The 21,080-nt window shown below is 69.4% G+C and carries 21 protein-coding genes; 3 read left to right on the top strand and 18 right to left on the bottom strand.

What is annotated here, in order from left to right:
- Positions 1-187: 187 nt before the first annotated feature.
- From ACFOW8_RS18145 to ACFOW8_RS18095, 11 genes are all read right to left on the bottom strand, one after another.
- On the bottom strand, positions 188-2,557 hold the full coding sequence (locus ACFOW8_RS18145; RefSeq protein ID WP_378551817.1) for a RelA/SpoT family protein: 2,370 nt from the start codon (positions 2,555-2,557) through the stop codon (positions 188-190).
- A 164-nt stretch (positions 2,558-2,721) separates the two neighbouring features.
- The gene (locus tag ACFOW8_RS18140; RefSeq protein WP_378551815.1) at positions 2,722-3,387 is read right to left on the bottom strand and encodes an NUDIX hydrolase; all 666 of its coding nucleotides are present in this window, start codon (positions 3,385-3,387) and stop codon (positions 2,722-2,724) included.
- A 137-nt stretch (positions 3,388-3,524) separates the two neighbouring features.
- Entirely contained in the window at positions 3,525-4,814 is a 1,290-nt protein-coding gene (locus ACFOW8_RS18135) for an adenylosuccinate synthetase (RefSeq protein ID WP_378551813.1), read from the bottom strand.
- A gap of 11 nt (positions 4,815-4,825) precedes the next feature.
- Positions 4,826-5,764 (bottom strand): hypothetical protein, encoded by a 939-nt coding sequence (locus tag ACFOW8_RS18130; protein ID WP_378551812.1) that lies wholly within the window; start codon positions 5,762-5,764, stop codon positions 4,826-4,828.
- Between the two features lie 128 nt (positions 5,765-5,892).
- Complete coding sequence (locus tag ACFOW8_RS18125) at positions 5,893-7,470, bottom strand: ABC-F family ATP-binding cassette domain-containing protein (RefSeq protein ID WP_378551811.1); 1,578 nt, start codon at positions 7,468-7,470, stop codon at positions 5,893-5,895.
- 169 nt (positions 7,471-7,639) lie between these two features.
- On the bottom strand, positions 7,640-8,212 hold the full coding sequence (locus ACFOW8_RS18120) for an adenine phosphoribosyltransferase (protein WP_378551808.1): 573 nt from the start codon (positions 8,210-8,212) through the stop codon (positions 7,640-7,642).
- A 44-nt stretch (positions 8,213-8,256) separates the two neighbouring features.
- Complete coding sequence (locus ACFOW8_RS18115; RefSeq protein WP_378551807.1) at positions 8,257-9,960, bottom strand: ABC transporter substrate-binding protein; 1,704 nt, start codon at positions 9,958-9,960, stop codon at positions 8,257-8,259.
- Between the two features lie 23 nt (positions 9,961-9,983).
- A complete protein-coding gene (gene secF, locus ACFOW8_RS18110; RefSeq protein ID WP_378551804.1) occupies positions 9,984-11,132 on the bottom strand; it encodes a protein translocase subunit SecF in 1,149 nt (382 codons plus the stop codon).
- Positions 11,129-12,844, bottom strand: a complete 1,716-nt coding sequence (secD, locus tag ACFOW8_RS18105) for a protein translocase subunit SecD (RefSeq protein ID WP_378551802.1) — start codon at positions 12,842-12,844, stop codon at positions 11,129-11,131. Before secD ends, secF begins: the two co-directional genes overlap by 4 nt.
- A gap of 99 nt (positions 12,845-12,943) precedes the next feature.
- Positions 12,944-13,291 carry a preprotein translocase subunit YajC gene (yajC, locus tag ACFOW8_RS18100; protein WP_378551801.1) on the bottom strand — a complete coding sequence of 116 codons (348 nt, stop codon included), beginning with the start codon at positions 13,289-13,291 and terminating at the stop codon, positions 12,944-12,946.
- Between the two features lie 107 nt (positions 13,292-13,398).
- Complete coding sequence (locus ACFOW8_RS18095; protein ID WP_378551800.1) at positions 13,399-14,889, bottom strand: flavin-containing monooxygenase; 1,491 nt, start codon at positions 14,887-14,889, stop codon at positions 13,399-13,401.
- A 224-nt stretch (positions 14,890-15,113) separates the two neighbouring features.
- Between ACFOW8_RS18095 and ACFOW8_RS18090 the strand changes: the two genes are divergently transcribed.
- Positions 15,114-15,692 (top strand): DivIVA domain-containing protein, encoded by a 579-nt coding sequence (locus ACFOW8_RS18090; protein ID WP_378551798.1) that lies wholly within the window; start codon positions 15,114-15,116, stop codon positions 15,690-15,692.
- Positions 15,693-15,696: 4 nt separating this feature from the next.
- On the opposite strand, the gene ACFOW8_RS18085 is transcribed toward ACFOW8_RS18090, so the two are convergent.
- From ACFOW8_RS18085 to ACFOW8_RS18065, 5 genes are all read right to left on the bottom strand, one after another.
- Positions 15,697-16,209 carry a GtrA family protein gene (locus tag ACFOW8_RS18085; protein ID WP_378551797.1) on the bottom strand — a complete coding sequence of 171 codons (513 nt, stop codon included), beginning with the start codon at positions 16,207-16,209 and terminating at the stop codon, positions 15,697-15,699.
- Positions 16,210-16,252: 43 nt separating this feature from the next.
- Complete coding sequence (ruvB, locus tag ACFOW8_RS18080) at positions 16,253-17,335, bottom strand: Holliday junction branch migration DNA helicase RuvB (protein ID WP_378551796.1); 1,083 nt, start codon at positions 17,333-17,335, stop codon at positions 16,253-16,255.
- Positions 17,336-17,338: 3 nt separating this feature from the next.
- Entirely contained in the window at positions 17,339-17,938 is a 600-nt protein-coding gene (gene ruvA / locus ACFOW8_RS18075) for a Holliday junction branch migration protein RuvA (RefSeq protein WP_378551795.1), read from the bottom strand.
- Entirely contained in the window at positions 17,935-18,504 is a 570-nt protein-coding gene (ruvC, locus tag ACFOW8_RS18070; RefSeq protein ID WP_378552093.1) for a crossover junction endodeoxyribonuclease RuvC, read from the bottom strand. The genes ruvA and ruvC overlap by 4 nt, the downstream gene beginning before the upstream one ends.
- A 103-nt stretch (positions 18,505-18,607) precedes the next feature.
- Positions 18,608-18,895: a hypothetical protein gene (locus ACFOW8_RS18065; RefSeq protein ID WP_378551794.1), complete on the bottom strand. Its 288-nt coding sequence runs from the start codon at positions 18,893-18,895 to the stop codon at positions 18,608-18,610.
- Here ACFOW8_RS18065 and ACFOW8_RS18060 point away from each other — a divergent pair.
- Positions 18,806-19,114, top strand: coding sequence for an FCD domain-containing protein (locus ACFOW8_RS18060; protein ID WP_378552092.1), 309 nt, complete (start codon positions 18,806-18,808; stop codon positions 19,112-19,114). The two genes, ACFOW8_RS18065 and ACFOW8_RS18060, sit on opposite strands and share 90 nt — an antisense overlap.
- Here the strand turns inward: ACFOW8_RS18060 and ACFOW8_RS18055 are convergent.
- The gene (locus ACFOW8_RS18055) at positions 19,111-19,620 is read right to left on the bottom strand and encodes an O-acetyl-ADP-ribose deacetylase (RefSeq protein ID WP_378551793.1); all 510 of its coding nucleotides are present in this window, start codon (positions 19,618-19,620) and stop codon (positions 19,111-19,113) included. The genes ACFOW8_RS18060 and ACFOW8_RS18055 overlap by 4 nt on opposite strands.
- A 73-nt stretch (positions 19,621-19,693) precedes the next feature.
- Between ACFOW8_RS18055 and ACFOW8_RS18050 the strand changes: the two genes are divergently transcribed.
- Complete coding sequence (locus ACFOW8_RS18050) at positions 19,694-20,194, top strand: SRPBCC domain-containing protein (protein ID WP_378551792.1); 501 nt, start codon at positions 19,694-19,696, stop codon at positions 20,192-20,194.
- A gap of 57 nt (positions 20,195-20,251) precedes the next feature.
- Here the strand turns inward: ACFOW8_RS18050 and ACFOW8_RS18045 are convergent, their stop codons facing one another.
- A complete protein-coding gene (locus tag ACFOW8_RS18045; protein ID WP_378551791.1) occupies positions 20,252-21,007 on the bottom strand; it encodes a YebC/PmpR family DNA-binding transcriptional regulator in 756 nt (251 codons plus the stop codon).
- Between the last annotated feature and the right edge of the window lie 73 nt (positions 21,008-21,080).

The following is a 21,080-nucleotide window of genomic DNA, read 5'->3' as shown; positions in this document are numbered from 1 at the left end:
TGGAGCGTTGAAACGCACTAAACCGTAACAGATTCCGGCCTATCCAACCGCTGCCCCAACCTGCCCTTTCACTGCCCTGGCGAACACGTTGGCGGCCGGCAACTTTCTGGCGAAGGCATCGGGCGCGGGACACGAAGCGGCCAGGGCACACTCGCGCTGTGGCGGTGGCCCTGGCCGGAAGCGCTGGTCAGGCCGCGGAGGTCACGCGATAGACGTCGTAGACGCCCTCGACGTTGCGGACCACGTTGAGCAGGTGACCCAGGTGCTTGGGATCGCCCATCTCGAACGTGAATTTGCTGATCGCCACCCGATCACCGTGGGTGGCCACCGAGGCCGACAGGATGTTGACCTTCTCGTCGGCGAGCACCTTGGTGACATCGGAGAGCAGGCGGGTGCGATCGAGCGCCTCGATCTGGATGGCGACGAGGAACACCGAGGACGGCGACGGCGCCCACTCCACGTCGATGATCCGCTCGGATTGCGATTGCAGCGAGCCCGCGTTGGTGCAGTCGGTCCGGTGCACACTCACCGCGCCGCCGCGGGTGACGAAACCCATGATCTCGTCGCCGGGCACCGGCGTGCAGCACTTGGCCAGCTTCGCCACGGTGCCGGAGGCGCCGGGGATGAGCACACCGGCATCGCCGGTGACCCGCTGCCTGCTCGGCGTCGTCGACGGCGTTGACCGCTCGGCCAGCTCGTTCTCGACATCACCGATGCCGCCGAGCTGGGCCATCAGCCGCTGCACCACGTGGTGCGCGGACACCTGATGCTCGCCGACGGCGGTGTAGAGCGCGGAGATGTCGGAGTAGTGCAGCTCGTGCGCGACCGCGGTCATCGCGTCGACGCTCATCAGCCGCTGCAGCGGCAGCCCGACCCGGCGCACCTCCTTGGAGATCTGTTCCTTGCCGCTGTCGAGAGCTTCCTCGCGCCGCTCCTTGGCAAACCATTGGCGAATCTTGGCCTTGGCGCGCGGGGAGACGACGAAGTTCTGCCAGTCCCTGCTCGGTCCGGCGTTCTGGGCCTTGGAGGTGAACACCTCGACGACCTCGCCGTTCTCCAGCTGCCGCTCCAGCGCGACCAACCGCCCGTTGACCCTGGCACCGATGCACTTGTGCCCGACCTCGGTGTGCACGGCGTAGGCGAAGTCGACGGGGGTGGACTTCTGCGGCAGCGTGATCACGTCACCCTTGGGCGTGAACACGAAGATCTCCGGCGATTTCAGGTCGAAGCGCAGCGACTCGAGGAACTCGGCGGGGTCGGCGGCCTCACGCTGCCAGTCGAGCAGCTGACGCATCCACGCCATATCGTCGACCTCGGCGGCGTCGCCGGAGTGCTTGCCCTTGGTTTCCTTGTACCGCCAGTGCGCGGCGATGCCGAACTCGGCGGTGCGGTGCATGTCGTGGGTGCGGATCTGCACTTCCAGCGGCTTGCCGTCGGGGCCGACCACGGTGGTGTGCAGCGACTGGTACACGCCGTAGCGCGGCTGGGCGATGTAGTCCTTGAACCGGCCTGCCATCGGCTGCCACAGCGAGTGGACGACGCCGACGGCGGCATAGCAGTCGCGGACCTCGTCGCACAGGATGCGCATGCCGACCAGGTCGTGGATGTCGTCGAAGTCCTTACCCTTGACGATCATCTTCTGATAGATCGACCAGTAGTGCTTGGGCCTGCCTTCGACGACGGCGGTGATCCTGGACGCGGCCAGGGTGTTGACGATCTCGGCGCGCACCTTCGCCAGATAGGTGTCACGCGAGGGCGCGCGGTCGGCGACCAGGCGCACGATCTCGTCGTACTTCTTGGGGTGCAGGATCGCGAAGGCGAGATCCTCGAGCTCCCACTTCACGGTGGCCATGCCGAGGCGATGCGCCAGTGGCGCGATCACCTCCAGTGTTTCCTTGGCCTTCTTGGCCTGCTTCTCCGGCGGCAGGAAGCGCATGGTGCGCATGTTGTGCAAGCGGTCGGCGACCTTGATCACCAGCACGCGTGGATCGCGCGCCATGGCGATGATCATCTTGCGGATGGTCTCGGCCTCCGCGGCCGCGCCCAGGTTCACCTTGTCGAGCTTGGTGACGCCGTCGACCAGGTGCGCGACCTCCTGCCCGAACTCCTCCTCGAGCTGCTGCAGTGAGTAGCCGGTGTCCTCGACGGTGTCGTGCAGCAGGGCCGCGACCAGGGTGGTGGTGTCCATGCCGAGTTCGGCGAGGATGTTGGCGACCGCAAGCGGGTGGGTGATGTAGGGGTCGCCGGACTTGCGGAACTGTTTGGCGTGCCGCTCGTCGGCGACGTCGAAGGCACGCTGCAGCAGCGCGAGATTGGCCTTCGGGTACAGCTCCCGGTGCACGGTGGCCAGCGGTTCCAGGACCGGCTTGACCGCCGCGATCCCGCGCTGACCGGTCATCCGGCGGGCCAACCGGGCCCGCACGCGCCGGGAGGCCGAACTCGGCACCGCCGCGGTGGGAGATTGCTTGGGCGGCTCGGGGGGCGCCGGGGTGCCGTTGGTCCGCGGGGCGTCGGTGGAACCCTGCTCAACCTTCGCCTCGCCGATGTGTCGAGTCATGCCACCGCCTCTCACGCTGCATTCGGACCCTGTCGGCCGAGTGCTGCAACCGCCCGGACCACCAACTTTAGTCCCCGCACCGACCCGGTGTTCGATTCCCCGCGGTCACAAGCGTGAGACGGTCGCGGCGCGACCAGGAATCGCCCCGCGACCTGCGGATCGGCTCAGCTCTCGCCGATCGGCGGCGAGCGGTGACCGCAGACGTCCGCGTTCTCGTCGAAGGACCAGACGACGGCGGGGCGACCGGTGGCCTTCACCCTGCGGCGTTCGCCGGTGCGGCGCAGGCCGGGGATGGCGGCGAGGGTCCGGTTCAGGTTGGCCGGGTCGGGTCGGGTGCCGTGCAGCGCGGTGCTGAGTTCGACCGCGCGGGTCGCCGGGAACTCGGCGCCCGTCAGTGCGCGAGTAAGGGTCCTGTCCTTCCAGAGCTGGGCCGCGAGCAGGCGGCGGCTGGTGTCGACGATGCGGTTGTGGTCGAACGCCAGCGGGGGCACCGCGTCGAAGCCGACCCATTCGGCGGGGCCATCGTGCTCGCCGACCACGGCCCACATGGCGATGGACAGTGTCGGCCCGCGCGGATCTCGGTGCGGCTCGTCGAAGGTGACCAGCTGACCGACCGCACCGATCGCCGCCGCGGGCACGCCGAGCTTGGTCCGCACTGCGCGCCTGGCGGCCTCGGCCAGCCGTTCGCCGCGGCCGAGCAGCACACCGGGCAGGGCGAGTTCGCCGGTGAACGGTTCGAACTCGCGGGCGGCGATGCCGATCAGGATGCCGCTGTCGCCCTCCCAGCACCGCAATGTCACGACATCGATCGATACGACGGATTGCTCCACGTCGTGCCATCCTGCCGCACATACGCATCGAATGGGGAACCTCCGATTCCGGCCGCAGGCACCGGGCGGGGGGTTCACGCACGACGCCCGGCCGAGGTCGGGCATTGCGCCGACCCGGACGACGGACCGGCACGGCATCACGCAGACCGGGCGGCATACGCCGCGGTCGGTCCCGTGCTCGACGAGCGCTGGTCGACGAGCCTGCGGTCCCGCCGATCCGGCCCGTGCCCGGTGAGCACGACCGGGGCGCCGAGGCGGTCGGCCAGCCAGTCCGCCGGGTCGCCGACGACGGGTTCCAGGACCGGGGTCGCCGACATCAGCAGGTCGGTGAGCCGTTGCTGGTGTTCGAGATCACGCCACCGGCCGGCGGGCAGCTCGGTGACCGATCCCGTTTCCGTCACGTAGGCCGCTGCGGCACACCGCGTTCCCGGCACGTCGAGGTGATTGACCACCAACCCGTCGATCCCGCCGCACACGTCGACGGCGTAGCGCAACAGGATCGGGTCGAGGTGGCCTTGCCGGAACTCCCCCTGATAGCGGCCGGTGCCGTTGTGTGGCTCCGGATTTCCCAGTGCCGCCTCGGTGGGCAGCGGGCCCGCACCGTGCCGGGTCTGGTAGGTCCGGGTGACGCCGAGCACGGTGGCGGTGCCGCCGATTCCCGCGACCATGGCGCGCGCATTGCGTGGTTCCACGGTCGACCAGGTGGTGTGCGGGTGCAGGCCACGCCATTCGTCGAGCAGAACCCCCTGCGCGCCTTCGAAGACGAGCCTGCCGCCTGCCGCGAACCGGGCGAGCTCGGCCTCGCCGGTGACGCGGACCGCCTGCGCGAAATCCGCGTACATCGCCACCATGGCGTCGATCGGTTCGTAGCCGTGCGCGCTCGGCCCGACCAGGGCCTCGTAGTGCGCGGCGAGCCGGTCCAGCTTGGCGCGCAGCAGGTTCGGCGTCCGGCAGTCGGCGACCTTCGGCGCATCGTGTTCCAGTGCGTACCAGGCGGTCTCGCCGATGCCGCGACCACAGGAACCGTGCCGCGAGGCACCCCTCGCGTCCTCGCGGGCACGGTTGGCCGCGATATGGATCGGCGTGGTGAGCAGAGCCCGGCCGTCGACGGCGAGCAGACCGAGCGGATCGCGCACACCCAGCGCGGCGAGCCGCTCGGATTCGGCCGCCAGCGCGATCGGCTCCACCAGCATGTGCCGCGACAGCAGCGTCGGCACTTCGTGGAAGGTACCTGCGCCGAACTGGGCGAAGGTGTGGTGGCGGCCCTCGGCGACGACATTGTGCGCGGCCTGCGCACCGCCGTTGAACCGTACGACCGCCGTCACCCCGAGGCCCGCTTCGGGTGCGCACAGCCAGTCGACCGTGGCGCCCTTACCCGCGTCGCCGAAGCCGAGGTCGACGACGACGATGTGCTCGGCACCGAACATGGCGTCCCTCCTCAGCTACCGGGCGGCAGCGCCCTGGCGGGCCGGGCGCCGAGGGCACGGCCGACCGCCTCGGCCTCGCAGGCCGACCCGACATCGCGCAGATCGGCCAGCCCGGTGTCGACGTCGACCCGGTCCTCCCCCAGCCCGATGGTCAGCGCGATCAGTTCGCAGACCGCCGCCGGATCGTCGAGCTTCAGGAAGTTCTGGCCGAGCAGGCCGCGCCAGTGCTCGGCGATCTCCGGATCCCGGTAGTACGACGACTGATTCGGCAGGACGTAGTAGACGTGCCAGCGCTGTTCGAGCTCCCGATAGATCGACTCGACCGAGACGTCGCGACGCACGTGGTCGCCGATGACCGATCGGATGTGGCGCGCGGCCAGCCGCGGCTTGTTCAGCTCGTCGCCGATCACGAACAGGTAGCCGCGTTTGCCCCGCTTGTCCCACGCGTCGGTGGCGGTGTGCCGGGCCAGGAAATAGGCCGCCAGCTCGTAGCTTTCCGACTTCTGCCCGCCACCGCCACCTTCGAGCAGGATCGAGCGCAGCTGCTCGTCCATCCGGTTGTCCGATTCGAACTGCCCCACCTGCAGCGGCACCCGATCGGTGTCGGCGTCACCGATCGCGCCGAACAGGATCTGTGGGTCTTGGGCGTAGCCCTTGCTTTTCAGCAGGCCGTGCAGTTTCCCGAGCTTGTCCTGCATGATCCGCGGCACCCGGCCCATCGACCCGGTGACATCGAACAGCACCGCCACCGGCAGCGAGTTCCCGTGCTCGGCCGAGTCCCGGCACTCCCGCACGCCGACGCCGAACGGGTCCAGCGTCGGATGCGCCGACCAGGTCTCGTAGGGCTGTTCGCGCAGCCGCGCCGTGTATCCGAAGTCGTCGACGCCCGCCCTGGCCCGGTAGGTCTTGCCCGCGCGGTACGCGCTGTCGTCCCAGTTCCCGTATCCCATCTGCACCACTCCCTCTCAGTTCGTTGTTTTAGTGTATGCAACCAAAACAAATCCGGTCAAGAGCCCCCGCCTGATTCGCCCCGGCGCCGGATCGCCGGGCCGCAGCTCGGCGATCCGGTCGGCCAGGACTACTCGACCAGCCCGTCCTGGGTGAGTTCGAGGGTGCGGGTCACCCCGATCTCGGCCAGGAACCGTGGGTCGTGACTGACCACGATGAGCGCGCCCTCGAACCCGGCCAACGCCTGGGTGAGATGCCCGAGACTGGGAAGGTCGAGATTGTTGGTCGGCTCGTCGAGCATCAGCAGCTTCGGCGCCGGGTCGGCCAGCAACAGCGTCGCCAGCGCGGCCCGCAACCGTTCCCCGCCCGACAACGCCGAAGCGGGGATATCGGCGTCGGAGCCACGGAACAGGAAGCGCGCCAACTGTCCCCGGATCCGCTCCGCGTCCGCGTGGGGTGCGGCCTCGGCGACATTGTCGAACACGCTGCGGTCCTCGTCGAAGACGTCGAGCCGCTGCGGCAGCAACCGCCACGGCACCTTCGGGCCCTCGTCCACGATCCGGCGCAGCAGCGTGGACTTGCCCGCGCCGTTGCGCCCGGTGAGCGCGATCCGTTCCGGCCCGTTCACCCGCAGCTCCACCACGGGACCGTTGGCCAGGCGCACCTGGTCCAGGCTGATCACATCCTGGCCCGGATACAGCCGGGTGTCCGGCAGCTCGATCCGGATCTCCCGGTCGGCCCGCACGAGATCCTCGGCCTGGTCCAGGGTTTCACGCGCGCTGTCGAGCTTGTCGATATGCGCGGTCCGCAGCTTGCCCGCCGAGACCTCGGCCGCGTTCTTGCGCAACCCGGCGATGATCTTGGGCACCCGCTTGTTGTCCTGCATCTTCTGCGCGAAACGTTGCCTGCGATCCAATTTCGTTCGCGCCTCGACCAATTCGCGCGCCTGCTTGCGCACATCGCTGCGCGCGTCGCGCACGGCGGCCAGCGCGGCGGCCTGTTCCTGGTCGATGATCCGCTCGTAATCGCCGTAGTTGCCGCCGAAAGAGCGGATCTCGCCCGCCCGTAGCTCGGCGATGCCGTCGACCCGGTCGAGGAGTTCCCGGTCGTGACTCACCACCACGACGGTGCCGGCGAACTGGCGGATCACCGTGTAGAGGCGGGCGCGCGCGACCGCGTCGAGATTGTTGGTCGGCTCGTCGAGCAGCAGCACGTCGGGTTCGCGCAGCAGCTCGGCGACCAGGCCGAGCAAGACCGTTTCGCCACCGGAGAGGGTGTCGATGGTGCGATCCAGCTCGGCCACCGACCCGGCGATGTGGTCGAGGCCGAGCTTACCGAGCAGGGCGATCGATTCTTCCTCCAGCTGCCACTGCGAGCCGACGGCGTCGAAGTCCTCGGGTTCGCCGGTGCCCGCCTCGATGCGCTGCAACGCGGCACGCACCTCGGCGATGCCGAGCACGGCCTCGACCCGCTGTCCGGTCCGCAGCGCGAGGTCCTGGCGCAGGTAACCGAGGCGGCCCGGCACGGTGATCGAGCCGCGCAGCGGTCGCAGTTCCCCGGCGATCAGCCGCAGCAGCGTGGATTTGCCCGCGCCGTTACCGCCGACGAGGCCGATCTGGCCGGGCCCGATGGTGGCGTCGAGGCCGTCGAACACGACGGTGCCGTCCGGCCAGTGAAAGGTGAGATCGGAAAAGGAAAGAGAGACCATGCGGATCCCCTCGAGGTGCGACGGAAAACGCGGTGCGCGGAATGCGGACCGCCCGGTTGCGCTACCTCAAGAAATCAACGCACGACTCCGATCGCCGGGAGCAAGACCCGACATTGATATCACCCCGGCGCCGGCGCGCGCCACTCCTTTTTCGCCGGCGTGGCGCGCGTTACAGAGTGACGATCGACGTCAGCGGATAGTCGCCCTGATGCTCGCGGCCCTGCAGGAACGCGAGTTCGAGGACCACGGCCGCGGCGACCACCTCGGCGCCGACCTCGGCGAACAGCCCTGCCGCGGCGGCGAGGGTGCCGCCCGTGGCGAGCACGTCGTCGAGCAGCAGGATGCGCTTGCCTGCGAGATCGACCCCGTCGGCCGGGATCTCCAGTGCCGCCGAACCATATTCGAGCTGGTACTCCCGCGAGACCACCGGTGGCGGCAGCTTGCCGCCCTTGCGGATGGCGAGCACGCCGGTACCGAGGGCTGCCGCCACTCCGGCCCCGAGCAGGAAGCCCCGTGCGTCGACACCGGCGACGATATCGACATCGGGGGCGACGGCCGCCAAGCAGTCGATCACGGCGCGGTAGCCCTCCGGATCGGCGAAGACAGGGGTCAGGTCGGCGAAACGCACTCCGGGAGTGGGGAAGTCGTCGTGCCAGCGGGTCAGCCTTGACACCGCGTCGGCGGCCTTGGCCGACCGCTCACCGACCTGGTCGGCGGACTCGACCACCGCGTGCTTGCTCATCGACACCTCTCCGTCACGGCCGCGCTGCGCGCGCCTTTCACCACTCATCGCTGCAACACCCAGCGATCCATGTTCCAGCCGGTGCCCGCCAGCGTCGGTCCGGCTATCCCGTTCTGCATACCCGCACCGAACGCGATGGTGCGCGGCGTCGCGAACAACGGGATGCTCGGCAACTGCGCCCACAGCAGATTCTCGGCCTCGGTGAGCAGATTCAGCGTCACGGTCGAGTCCGTCTCTCCCGCAAGCTGATCGGTTATCGCATCGTAGCGGCCGTTGGCGAAGCCGCCGACATCGAGTCCGCTACCGGCCCGCAACGCGGCGAACGCGGCCACCCCGGTGCTGGATCCGGCCGGGCCCGGCGCCGAGGCCGTGCCGCCGAGCACCGCGTCGACCGCACCCTCGGCCAGCCTGGTCGGCGTGAAATCCGGTGCGCCCGCGTCGACCACGGTGATCCCGGCGCCCCGGCAGGACTCGGCGATCATGGCGACCGTCGCCGCGCGGCGCGCGTCCGGCGCCAGATAGCCGACCCGGATGGTGGGCGCTCCGGCACGAGCTCCCGCCAGCGAGGCGGTGGCGGCCGGGATGTCGGCGCCGCGGAACGGGTCGGCGGCACCGGCGACCGCCGGGTAGTACAGCGAATCCTGCTGCACCACATGGGCGTTCAACGGCCCGGCACCCAGCCCCGACCGCGGCGGCTCGCCCGCCTTGCCCAGCGTGTCGAACAGCGCCTGCCGCGGCACGCACTGAGCGAAGGCGCGGCGCACCTCCACCGGGGCGAACACTCCGCCGGTGCCGAGCACCAGCTGCTCGGCGCCACGACTCGGCACCGTCCGCTCGTCGAATCCGTCGAGGGTCAGCCCGTCGACCGACCCGGCGCCGATGTCGACCACGCCGAGCGCGTTCTCCTTCGCCTTCGCGGCGTAGTCGGTGCCGCGCGGCCACACCACGATCCGACTGGTCTCCGGTGCGCTCCCCCACCACGTTTCGTTGGCCACCAACACCAATCCATCGCTCGCGCTGAAGGATTCGATCCGGTAGGGCCCCGAGGAAGGGAACTCGGTGAGGTCGAGTTCGCCCGGCCGCATCGTCCAGCCGCTGTTCCAGAAGTCGGCGATCCTGGCATGCAGCGCGCCGTCGCCGCCCTGGAGCGCGCCGACCACATCGGGCACGCCGACGGCCTGAGCCACCACGTGGGCCGGCATCAGTTCGGCGGCGGTGAACAGCGTCTTCCACGGCAGGTAGCGCCTGCCCGGCCGGAACACCACGGTGGCGTCCTTGGAGCCGGGCTGGCAGTCGACCCGCTCGATATCGGCGTAGCCCGCGGTGCTCGCCGCGTCGAACAGTGGTCCGCCGTCGGGCCGGGTGAACCGGCCCGAGCGCGCCGACCAGGCCAGCACCAGATCGTCGCAGGAGGTGGCCACCCCGTCGGAGTACACCCCGTCCGGGTTGAGCCGGTACTGCACGGTCTGCGTCTCGCCGGGTACTTCCTTGGCGGTGCCGACATCGGTGTCGGCCACCTGCTGTCCGTCCGGCCCCGTATAGAAGAACCCGGTCAGCACCCGTCCGAACACGGCAGCGGCACCGCTGGTGGCACCGAGGGTGCTGCCGCCGTTGTAGCTGGCGACCGTCGCGTCGACGGCGTACCCGATGGAGGGCACCTGGTTCTTGCCCGAGCAGCCGGCCAGCAGGCCGGCGCCGACGGCGGCCGCGGCCAGCACGGCCGTCAGCCTGATCGTGCCACGTCGCATGATGAGACCCCCTGCCCTCGCCGTCAGCTCCTCCGCTTGTGCCGCTTCCCGCTCGGCCGCGCGCCCGGCCGCGGTGCGGCGGCCTCGCTCGGCCGGGGGCCACGGGCGGCCGGGGCACCCGCGCCGACCGGTACCCGCGGGGTCGCCTCGCCCGCCGCGCGTTTGGCGAGCACCTTCTTGGTGTGCGCGGCCACCGGGCCCCAGCGCTCCTTGATCGACACCAGCACCGGAACGGCGAGGAAGATCGAGGAGTAGGCACCGACGATCATGCCGACCAGCTGCACCAGCGCGAGGTCTTTGAGGGTGCCGACCCCGAGCAGCCAGACCGCGATCACCAGCATGCCGATGATCGGCAGGATGCCGATGACGGTGGTGCTGATCGAGCGCATCAGGGTCTGGTTGGCGGCCAGGTTCGCCTGTTCGGCGTAGGTGCGTTTGTTCAGGTGCAGCACGCCGCGGGTGTTCTCCTCGACCTTGTCGAACACCACGACATTGTCGTAGAGCACGAAGCCGAGGATCGTGAGCAGACCGATCACCGCGGCCGGGGTCACCTCGAACCCGACCAGCGAATAGATGCCGGCGGTGACGATCATGTTGAAGAACAGCGACACGATCGCCGCGATCGACATGTCCCGCTCGAAGCGGATCGCGATGTAGATCATCGTCAGGACGACGAACACCACCAGCGCGATCAGCGCCTTCTGGGTGATCTGGCCGCCCCAGGTCTCGCTGATCTCGGCGATGCTGATCGCGTTGCGACTCACCTCGCCGTCGGAATCCTTCGGCTGGAACGCCTCGAACAGCGCGGTCTGAATCCGCTCGGTCTCACCGGCGTCGAGGGTCTCCGAGCGCACCTGAATGGTGGCCGAGGAACCGGAACCGACCTCTTGCACGGTGACCGGCCCGTGGCCGAGCGTCTCGGCGTAGACGTCCTCCACCTGCTGGGTGCTGATGTCGCCGGTGGCCGGGATCTGGATCCGGGAGCCGCCCTCGAAATCGATTCCGAGGGTGAAGCCGCGCACCGCGATGCTGAGCAGCGAGATCAGGAGCATCACCGCGGACAGCGTGTAGAAGAACCTGCGCCTGCTGACGATGCGGAACCCGCCGGTGCCGGTGTAGAGCCGGGCGAAGAACCCGTGGTCGGGGGCCGCGTCGGTGGGACGGTTGCTCATCGTGACATCTCCTTCGGCCGGACCTGGCCCGCACCGCGTTCCCTGGCGATCTGCTGCACCGAGCCGAGCCCGTTCACCGACGGTTTCGCCCAGAACGGCGAACGCGCGGCGAGCATCATCAGCGGTGCGGTGACCAGGTAGAGCACGATCACGTCGAGGACGGTGGTGACGCCGAGGGTGAAGGCGAAGCCCTTCACCTGACCGGCGGCGAGCAGGTACAGCACGACCGAGGCGATCAGGCTGACAGTCTTACCGGACAGGTTGGTGCGCTGGGCCCGTGCCCAGCCGCGCGGCACCGCCGAGCGGAAGCTGCGGCCCTCGCGCATCTCGTCCTTGATGCGTTCGAAGAACACCACGAACGAGTCGGCGGTCAGGCCGATACCGATGATCAGACCGGCGATACCGGCCAGGTCGAGGGTGAACCCGATCCAGCGCCCGAGCAGCACGATGATGCCGTAGACGGCGGCACCGGCGGCCAGCAGCGAGAACCCGGCGATCAGCCCGAGCATGCGGTAGACGAACAGGCAGTACAGCAGCACCGCGACCAGGCCGACCGCGCCGGCGAGCAGGCCGGCCTTGAGCGAGGACAGTCCCAGCGTGGCCGAGACGGTTTCGGCCTCGGAGGTCTGGAACGACAGCGGCAGCGAACCGTACTTCAGCGTGTTGGCCAGCTCGGCGGCGCTGTCGGCGGTGAAGCTGCCCGAGATCGAGGTGCGCCCGCCGAGCTGCGGGCCCTGCTGCACCTGCGGAGCGCTCACGACCTGCGAGTCGAGCACGAAGGCGACCCGCTTGTAGACGTACTCACCGGTGAGATCCGCCCAGGCGTCGGCACCGGTGCCCTTGAACTCCAGGTTCACTTCGTGGCGGGCCTGCTGGGAGTTCAAGCCGGAGGTGGCATCGGCGATCTCCTGGCCGTCGATGCGGCTCGGGGCGAGCAGGAACACCTCGGTACCGTCCTGCGAGCAGGTGACCAGTGGCAGGGCCGGGTCGTCGTTGCCTGCCAGCGGGTCCGGCTCGGTGCAGTCCATGCTTGCCATGGCGGCCTGCTGCACGGCTTCGTCGGTGCTCTGGCGCAGTTCCTTGGCCGCGGCGATCTCCCTGGCCTGCTGTTCCTGGAAGGTCTCGGTGCCCGGCGCCGGGGTCGGGGTCGGCGGTGCCTGCGCGGGGAACACCCGCGACTGCGGTGCCGGCGTGACCGGCTCCCCCTCGGCCGGAGCGTCGGCGGGCGCCGTGGTCTCGGGCGCCGTGGTCTCGCCGGGAGCGTCGGTGGCCGGGGTCTGCGGCGTCTGGCCCTCGGCAGGCGGAACCTGCGGCGCCGCGCCACCGGCCTGCGGGGTGGTGGCCGCCAGCACCGGCCGGATGTAGAGCTTGGCGGTGGTGGCCAGCGCGCGGGCCTGCTGGCTGTCCTCGCCGGGCACCGTGATGACGATGTTGTCGCCGTCGATGACCACCTCGGAGCCGGAGACGCCGAGACCGTTGACCCGGTTCTCGATGATCTCCTGCGCCTTCTTCAGGCTGTCCTGGCTCGGCCTGCTGCCGTCGGGCGTACGCGCGGTCAGGGTGACGCGGGTGCCGCCCTGCAGGTCGATGCCGAGCTTGGGCGTGGGGGATTGGTCACCGGTGAAGAACACCAGCGCGTAGATCACGGCCAGCAGCGCGGCGTAGACACCGAGCAGCCGGAACGGATGCGCCGATCCTTGGGAAGGTGGCACAGCAGGTCATCTCCTAGGCGGAAGTCGAGTCGGAACGGGTGGGCACAGCGGTGCCCGCACCGGGTGCGCGCCGGCACCGGTGCACAGACTATGAAGCGATCAGTCCTTGGTCAGCCGGGTCTCGGTCTGCTCCGCGGACTCCTCGACGGTGGTCTCGGCCGGGGTCTCGACGGCGCTGTCCGCGGCCGTCGGCTCCTCGACGCGGACCTCGCGGATCGCCTGGCGCAGCCAGGTGGTGACGACGTCCTCGGCGATCTCGAGGTCGACGCTGCGCTCGTCCAGGTCGACCACGGTGCCGTACAGACCCGACGTGGTGATCACCTGGTCACCGACGGCCAGGCTGTCCTGCATGGTCGCGACCTTCTCGGCCTCCCGCTTCTGTTTGCGGATGCCGAAGAACATCGGCACGAGCAGGGCCAGGATCAGCAGCGGAAACAGGAAATCCATCGTCGAAGTCAGTCCCTAGTCAGTGGTGGACGTGCATGTACGTCTGACAGTCTGCCAGTTCCCCGCGGCGCCGACACACCGGACACCGCCTGAGCCCCGCGCGCCGTTCAGGCGGTCCGGCCGTAGGTGTAGTCGTCGAGTGGGAAGGAGACCGCTTCACGGTGCGCGCTGGCGGTGCTGGTCGGCCGCAGCAGGGCGGCCTCGCCGTGCTGGTTGAAGTAGTAGCTGCGCGCGGTAGCGCAGTCGCCACCATAGAAGACCGAGGAGCCGAGCTTGTCGGTGACCCGGTCCAGGAACTCGGCGTTGGCGCGCTCGGTGACCTCGAAGGTGCGCTCCCCGCGCCGGAACAGTTCGGTGAACAGCCTGCCCATGTGCTTCATCTGCGCCTCGATGGTGGTGAAGTACGACAGCCCGCTGTAGGAGTAGGGGCTGTTGAGGCTGAGGAAGTTGGGGAACTTGGGTACGGTGATGCCCTCGTAGGCCTGGAAACGGTTCTCGCGCCAGAACTTCCCGAGATTCACCCCGTCGCGGCCGATGATCTCGATGGCCGGGAAGTTCACGTCCCACAGGTTGAATCCGGTGGCGAGCAGCAGGGTGTCGATCTCGGTCTTGTGGCCGTCGGCGGTGACGATACCGTCGGATTCGATGTGGTCGATCGAGTTGGTCTCCAGTCGCACGTGCGGCTGGTTGAAGGTCTTGAAGTAGGTGTTGGAGAAGGTCGGGCGCTTGCAGCCGAAGTCGTAGTGCGGAGTGAGCGCGGCCCTGGTGCGCCGGTCGCGCACCTGCGCGAACAGGTGTGCCTTGGCCAGCGCGGCCGCGGCGGTGTTCAGCGGTTTGGCCTGCGCGTAGTGCAGCACACCGAGGACCATCAGCGCTTCGAGCATCGCGGTGTTGGCCAGCCGGGCCGCCTTCTGGGTAAGCGGCACCTTGGCGAACAGCCCCTGCACCACCCCGGGAATCGGCGCGTCGACCTTGGGCACCACCCAGATGGGGGTGCGCTGGAAGACGGTCAGCGCGGCCACCTTCGCCGCCACCTCGGGCACCAGCTGCACCGCGGTGGCGCCGGTGCCGATGATCGCGGCCCGACGATCGGTGAGGTCGTAGTCGTCGTCCCAGGCGGTGGTGTGGATGATCTTGCCCGCGAACGATTCGATGCCGGGGAACGGCGGGGTGTAGGGCTGGGACAGGAAGCCGGTCGCGGTGAGCAGATAGCGCGCCGTGAGTGTGTCGCCGCCCGCGATCGCCACCACCCACTGCTCGTTCCCGGCGTCCCAGTGGGCGCCCTCGACGACGGTGCCGAATCGCATCCTGCCCCGCAGGTCGTACTTGTCAGCCACGTGGTCGGCGTATTTCTTCAGTTCTTCACCCGGGGCGAACAGCCGCGACCAGTACGGATTCGGCTCGAAGGAGTACGAGTAGGTCACCGAGGCGATGTCGACGGCGAGGCCGGGATACCGGTTCACATACCAGGTGCCGCCGAGGTCGTCCTCGCGTTCCAGGATGACGAACTCACGCAGCCCGAGCCGGTCGAGCTCGATGGCGGCGCCGAGACCGCCGAACCCCGCTCCGACCACGATCGCGTCCAATTGGGGTGCCACCACGAACCTCCAGTCACCACATTGTGTCTGTTACAGAATGACACATTATTCGATGCGGTGCGAGGAGCCGATGCCGGATCATGTCCCGCGCCCGGCGGACGAACCCCCTGATCCGACACCGAAATCGGTGTACAGTCACGCCGTACGGCGGCTGCGCTCCGGGGGCCTGCGCCATGGGCACGCAATGCCGAAAAGCCATGGGATGGAAGGGCACTCCTGACACAATGACCGCTGTGACGCCCGACGATGTGAGCCGTACCCACTTCGCCATGCCCACCCTCGGCCACCGTGGTTACCACGCCGAGGAGGTCGACGCCTTCCTCGAACTCGTCTCGGCCACTCTCGACGGTCATGGCGCGCTCACCGCCGACGACGTCCGGCACGTGCATTTCGGCGCCCCGCGCTTCGGCGGGCGCGGCTACCAGGCCGATCAGGTCGACGACTTCCTCGACCGGGTCAGAACCGAACTCGAGCACCGGCAGAAGGGCGGCGCCCCGGTACCCGCGGCCAGGGGCGGTGACGACGCCGCCGAGATGCTCACCCCCGACGACGTGCACCGGATGCGGTTCAGCCAGTCGGCGGTCGGCAGGCGCGGCTATCACGAGGAAGAGGTCGACGCCTTCCTCGACCTGGTCGCGGCCACACTGGCGCACAACGGTCCGGGCAGCCTGACCGCCGACGACGTGCGCGGCGTGCGGTTCACCGACACCCGTCTCGGCACCCGCGGCTACGCCCGCGAGGAAGTGGACGCCTTCGTCGACCTGGTCATCACCGCAATCGAACACGCTGAGCGCAGGCACTGACCCCTCAGCCCTGGATGCTGTGCAGTTCGGCTTCGCGCAGGTCGTCGGGAAAGACGAAGCGGCGGAACGCCCAGAACCGGAACGCCATCGCGAGCAGCACGCCGAGAATCTGTCCCGTGACGAAGTTGGCGACCGCCTGCACCACCGGATCCACGTGCGGCACCCGCAGATTCAGCACATACAGCGAGATGGCCTGCGGAATCATGGTGACGCCGATGCCGAGCGCGCTGATGGTGAAGAACAGGGCCGCCTCGTGGCTGCGCTGCCGTCCGCCCCTGGTGCGGAAGGACCATTCGCGGTTGAGGATGTAGGAGGCGATGGTCGCGATGAGCGCGCCGAGCAGCCGCGCGGTGAGCGGCTTGTCGCCGAGCACCGTCAGCTTCACCGCGTACACCACGCCGGTGTCGATGAACCAGGTGATTCCACCGACGACCGCGAATTTCACCAGCTCCCGATGTTTCAGGAGCAGGGACCGCAACGGCTCGGGGAGGCGCTGCACCACCGCATTCACTGCCACCCGGCCGACAGTAGACGACCCCGCCGTCGCCTGCCCGCCGGGCTCAGTCGAACAGGTCGAGAGATTGCTGGGGTTCGCGACCGCGCACCTCGATGGCACCGATGACCAAGTCCGGCGGCGGCACCAGCCCGAGATGCTCCCAGGCCGCGGCGGTGGCCACCCGGCCGCGTGGCGTGCGGGCGACCAGCCCGGCCCGCACCAGGAACGGTTCGCACACCTCTTCGACCGTGGCCGCCTCCTCGCCGACGGCGACCGCGAGGGTCGACACCCCCACCGGTCCCCCGCCGAACCCGCGGACCAACGCGCCGAGCACGGCGCGGTCGAGCCGGTCGAGCCCGAGCGCGTCGACGTCATAGACCTCGAGTGCCGCCATCGCGATCGGATGGGTGATCACCCCGTCGGCCCTCACCTCGGCGAAGTCGCGCACGCGACGCAGCAGGCGGTTGGCGATGCGCGGAGTACCCCTGGATCGGCCCGCGACCTCGGCGGCGGCATCGTGGTCGATCCGCACGCCCAGGATCAGGGCCGAGCGCTGCAGGATACGCAGCAGTTCCTCGGGCTCGTAGAAGTCCATGTGCCCGGTGAAACCGAAGCGGTCGCGCAGCGGGCCGGTGAGCGCGCCGGAGCGGGTGGTGGCACCGACCAGGGTGAAGGGGGCGATGTCGAGCGGGATCGAGGTGGCGCCAGGGCCCTTGCCGACCACCACGTCGACCCGGAAGTCCTCCATCGCCAGGTACAGCATCTCCTCGGCGGGCCGGGCCATCCGGTGGATCTCGTCGATGAACAGCACATCGCCCTCCACCAGATTCGACAGCATGGCGGCCAGATCGCCGGCGCGTTCCAGGGCCGGACCGGAGGTGATGCGCAGCGCGGTGCCGAGTTCGGTGGCGATGATCATCGCCATGCTGGTCTTGCCGAGACCGGGCGGGCCGGACAGCAGCACGTGGTCGGGGGTGCCGCCGCGCAGTTTGGCGCCACGCAGCACCAGGGCGAGCTGTTCGCGCACCCGTGGCTGACCGATGAAGTCGTCGAGCGAGGTGGGGCGCAGGCCGGTGTCGGTCTCGCCGTCGGAGTGCAGGTACTGCGCGGTGACGGCGGAGTCCTCGGGATCGAAGTCGTCGGCCATGGGCTACCTGTTCTTGCCGAGCAAGCCGAGGGCGGCGCGCAGGGCGGCGGAGGTGGTCGCGGCGGGCTGGTCGGCGAGGACGGTGTCGACGGCCTGTTCGGCCTGTTTCGCGGGGAAGCCGAGGCCGACGAGCGCTTCGGCGACCTGCTCGCGCACCGGGGTCACCGGAGCCTGCGTGCCGGCCGGGCCCGCGGGCACCGGCACCAGGTTCACCTTGTCGCGCAGTTCGACGACCATCCGCTCGGCGCCGCGCTTGCCGATCCCCGGCACCCGGGTGAGCGCGGCGACATTGCTCTCCGCCAACGCTTTTCGCAGCGCCTCCGGCTCCAGCACGGCCAGCACCGCCATGGCGAGGCGCGGGCCGACCCCGGAGACGGTCTGCAGCAGGCCGAACAGGTCGCGCGCCTCGGTGTCGGCGAAACCGAACAGCGTCATCGAGTCCTCGCGCACGATCATCGCCGTGTACAGGCGGGCGTCCTCGCCGCGGGTGAGGCCTGCCAGCGTGGCCGGGGTGACATTGAGCCGGTAGCCGACTCCGGCGGCCTCGAGCACCACATGGTCGAGCGCGATCTCGAGCACCTCACCGCGTACCGACGCGATCACCGGCGCACCACCTTCCGTTGTTCGGCCAGCCGTTGTTCGTAGCGACGCCGGACCGCGTCCGCCTGTGCCTGCGCCGCGGCCATCCGGTCCAGCAGCGGCGCCCGCCAACAATGACAGATCGCCAGCGCGAGCGCGTCGGCGGCGTCGGCCGGTTTCGGGGCGACCTGCAACCCGAGTATCCGGGTGACCATGGCGGTGACCTGTGCCTTGTCGGCGGTGCCGTTACCGGTGACGGCGGCTTTCACCTCACTGGGCGTGTGGAAGGCGACCTTGATCCCGCGCCGGGCCGCCGCCAGCGCGATCACCCCGCCCGCCTGCGCGGTTCCCATCGCGGTGCGCACATTGTGCTGAGCGAAGACCCGCTCGATCGCGACAGCCTCGGGCCGATGGGTGTCCATCCAGTGCTCGGCCGCATCGGCGACGGCCATCAGCCGCACCGCGAGCTCGTCGTCGACCGGCGTACGCACCACCCCCACATCGAGCGCGACGACCTTACGTCCCGGCCCACTGTCGACCATGCTGAGCCCGCACCGGGTGAGCCCCGGATCGACGCCCATCACCCGCACCGGCAGCCCCTTCGAAGACACGAACAGTTGTTCGAAAGTCTAGAGCATCCGGGCCGTCGCCCCGACCAGCGACACGGACCGCGCCGATCGCGGCACCCGTCCGCTATGGCGCCCTCGGCAGGCCGATCGCGGGATCGATGAACCGATTGGTGACGATGGCGTTCGCGGTGAGATCGTCGGCGACCTCGACGTCGCGCTCGCGCAGAATCGGTGTCACGGCGGCGATCACGCGGTCGACCCGGCCGGTGTCGAAGTCGCCGATGGAGCTGTCGGGCCCGTTGCCGACGATCCGCTCGGCCAGCTGGACCCGCACCGAGTCGGAGTTGCCTGCGGCGGTCATCGGCGGCCCGTCCGGGATCGACTGCGCGATCCGCAACAGTGCCTCGCGCATTCGGCTCAGAATCCGCTGCTGGTCACCCTGTGCACCAGGACCACCGAGTGGACCAGGCATACCAGGGCGCTCTCCCATCGCACCCCGCTGGGCAGGCGGGTGTCCATCCACGGGCACACCGCGATCCTGCGGGCCGTCGACGCCAAGGACGGCCCCGCCGCGGCCGCGGCGATGGAGCAGCACCTGCGCGAGGTCCGCGAGATCAGTACCGGCTGCTAACCGACCGCGGCCGCGAAGATCTCGAGGGCACGATCGTCGAACAGGACGAAGCGCACCTGCCGCACGGTCGTGTCGGTCGCGCGGACGGTCTCGACGGCGATGCGGGCGCCGTCGTGCATCGGCCAGCCGAAGATGCCGGTGGAGATGGCCGGGAAAGCCACCGTTTCGGCGCCGAGTCCGGCTGCCACGCGCAGGGATTCGCGATAGCAGGAGGTCAACAGCGCGGAGCGGTCCTCGGTGGCCGACCAGACCGGGCCGACGGTGTGGATCACCCAGCGAGCGGGCAGCCGACCGGCGGTGGTGGCCACGGCCTGGCCGGTCGCCAGGCCCCTGCCGTAGTGCCCGGCGCGCAGGTCGCGGCAGGCCGACAGGATCTCGGGGCCGCCCCTGCGGTGGATCGCGCCGTCGACTCCCCCGCCGCCGAGCAGGGACGAGTTGGCGGCGTTGACCACCGCGTCGACGTGCTGTTCGGTGATGTCGCCGCGCACGGCCTCGATCCTGGTCATGGCTTCATTCTGCCGCCCGCGGGTACCGTCGAGTCAGCGCAGGGTATGCCACCGACGCGAGGGAGGACCACCCATGGCCACACCTACCGGCGAGCTCGTGCCGACCACCGATGGCCTCGACCTGGTGATCACCCGGTCGCTCGGGCTGCCGATCGAGCAGGTCTGGGCCCGGCTCACCGATCCCGATCTCACCGCGGGCTGGTACGGGACCTGGACCGGGGAGCCGGGAACCGGCAACACGATCCGGGTGCAGATGCGATTCGAGGACGGCGCGCCGTGGACCGCGATGCACATCGACGACTGTGCCCCACCACTGCATCTCGGCCTGTCCGCGACCGATCAGATCGGGCTGTGGCGGCTGGAGGTGTCGCTGCTCGACACCGGGGCCGCGACCGAGGTGCGCCTGGTGCACCACCTCACCTCGGAGTTCCAGCTGGCCGAGGTCACCCAGGTCGGGCCGGGCTGGGAGTACTACGCCGACATGTTCGTCGCCGCCTGCACCAACACGAGTCTGCCCGACTTCGCCGACTACTACCCGGCCATGGCCGAGTACTACCGGCAGCGCGCCGCCTGAGCCGGGAACGTGGACAGCCCCGGCCGCTTCGGCCGGGGCTGTCCACCGATCATGGGGTCACTCGTCGTCGAGCTGCGCCGCGACCTCGTCGGAGATGTCGACGTTGGTGTAGACGTTCTGCACGTCGTCGCTGTCTTCCAGCGCGTCGACGAGCTTGAACACCTTGCGGGCACCCTCGACGTCGACGGCGACCGACACCGACGGCTGGAAGCCCGACTCTGCGGAGTCGTAGTCGACGCCCGCGGCCTGCAGCGCCGAGCGCACGGCGATCAGATCGCCGGGCTCACTGATGATCTCGAACGAATCACCCAGATCGTTGACCTCTTCGGCGCCCGCGTCGAGGACGTGCTCGAGCACGTCGTCCTCGGAGAGGCCGTTCTTCTCCAGGGTCACCACACCCTTGCGGGTGAACAGGTAGGCGACCGAGCCCGGGTCGGCCATGTTGCCACCGTTGCGGGTCATCGCCACTCGCACCTCGCCGGCGGCGCGGTTGCGGTTGTCGGTGAGGCACTCGATCAGCACGGCGACGCCGTTGGGGCCGTAACCCTCGTACATGATGGTCTGCCAGTCGGCGCCACCGGCCTCTTCACCGCCACCGCGCTTGCGGGCCCGCTCGATGTTGTCATTGGGGACCGAGGACTTCTTCGCCTTCTGGATGGCGTCGTACAGCGTGGGATTGCCATCCGGGTCGCCACCACCGGTCCGGGCCGCCACCTCGATGTTCTTGATCAGCTTCGCGAAGAGTTTCCCTCGCTTGGCATCGATCGCGGCTTTCTTGTGCTTGGTGGTGGCCCATTTGGAGTGGCCGCTCATGCCCTACTTCCTTCAGGTCGGTTGCGCGTCTGCCCGGGCGGACAAGCTCGATCCAGCCTACTCGGGCCGCACC

Origin of the sequence: Nocardia rhizosphaerae (genome assembly GCF_042650365.1) — a bacterium.
Lineage (GTDB): Bacteria > Actinomycetota > Actinomycetes > Mycobacteriales > Mycobacteriaceae > Nocardia > Nocardia rhizosphaerae.
Note: the sequence above shows the minus strand (reverse complement) of the source record. Positions and strands in the feature narration are given on the sequence as shown.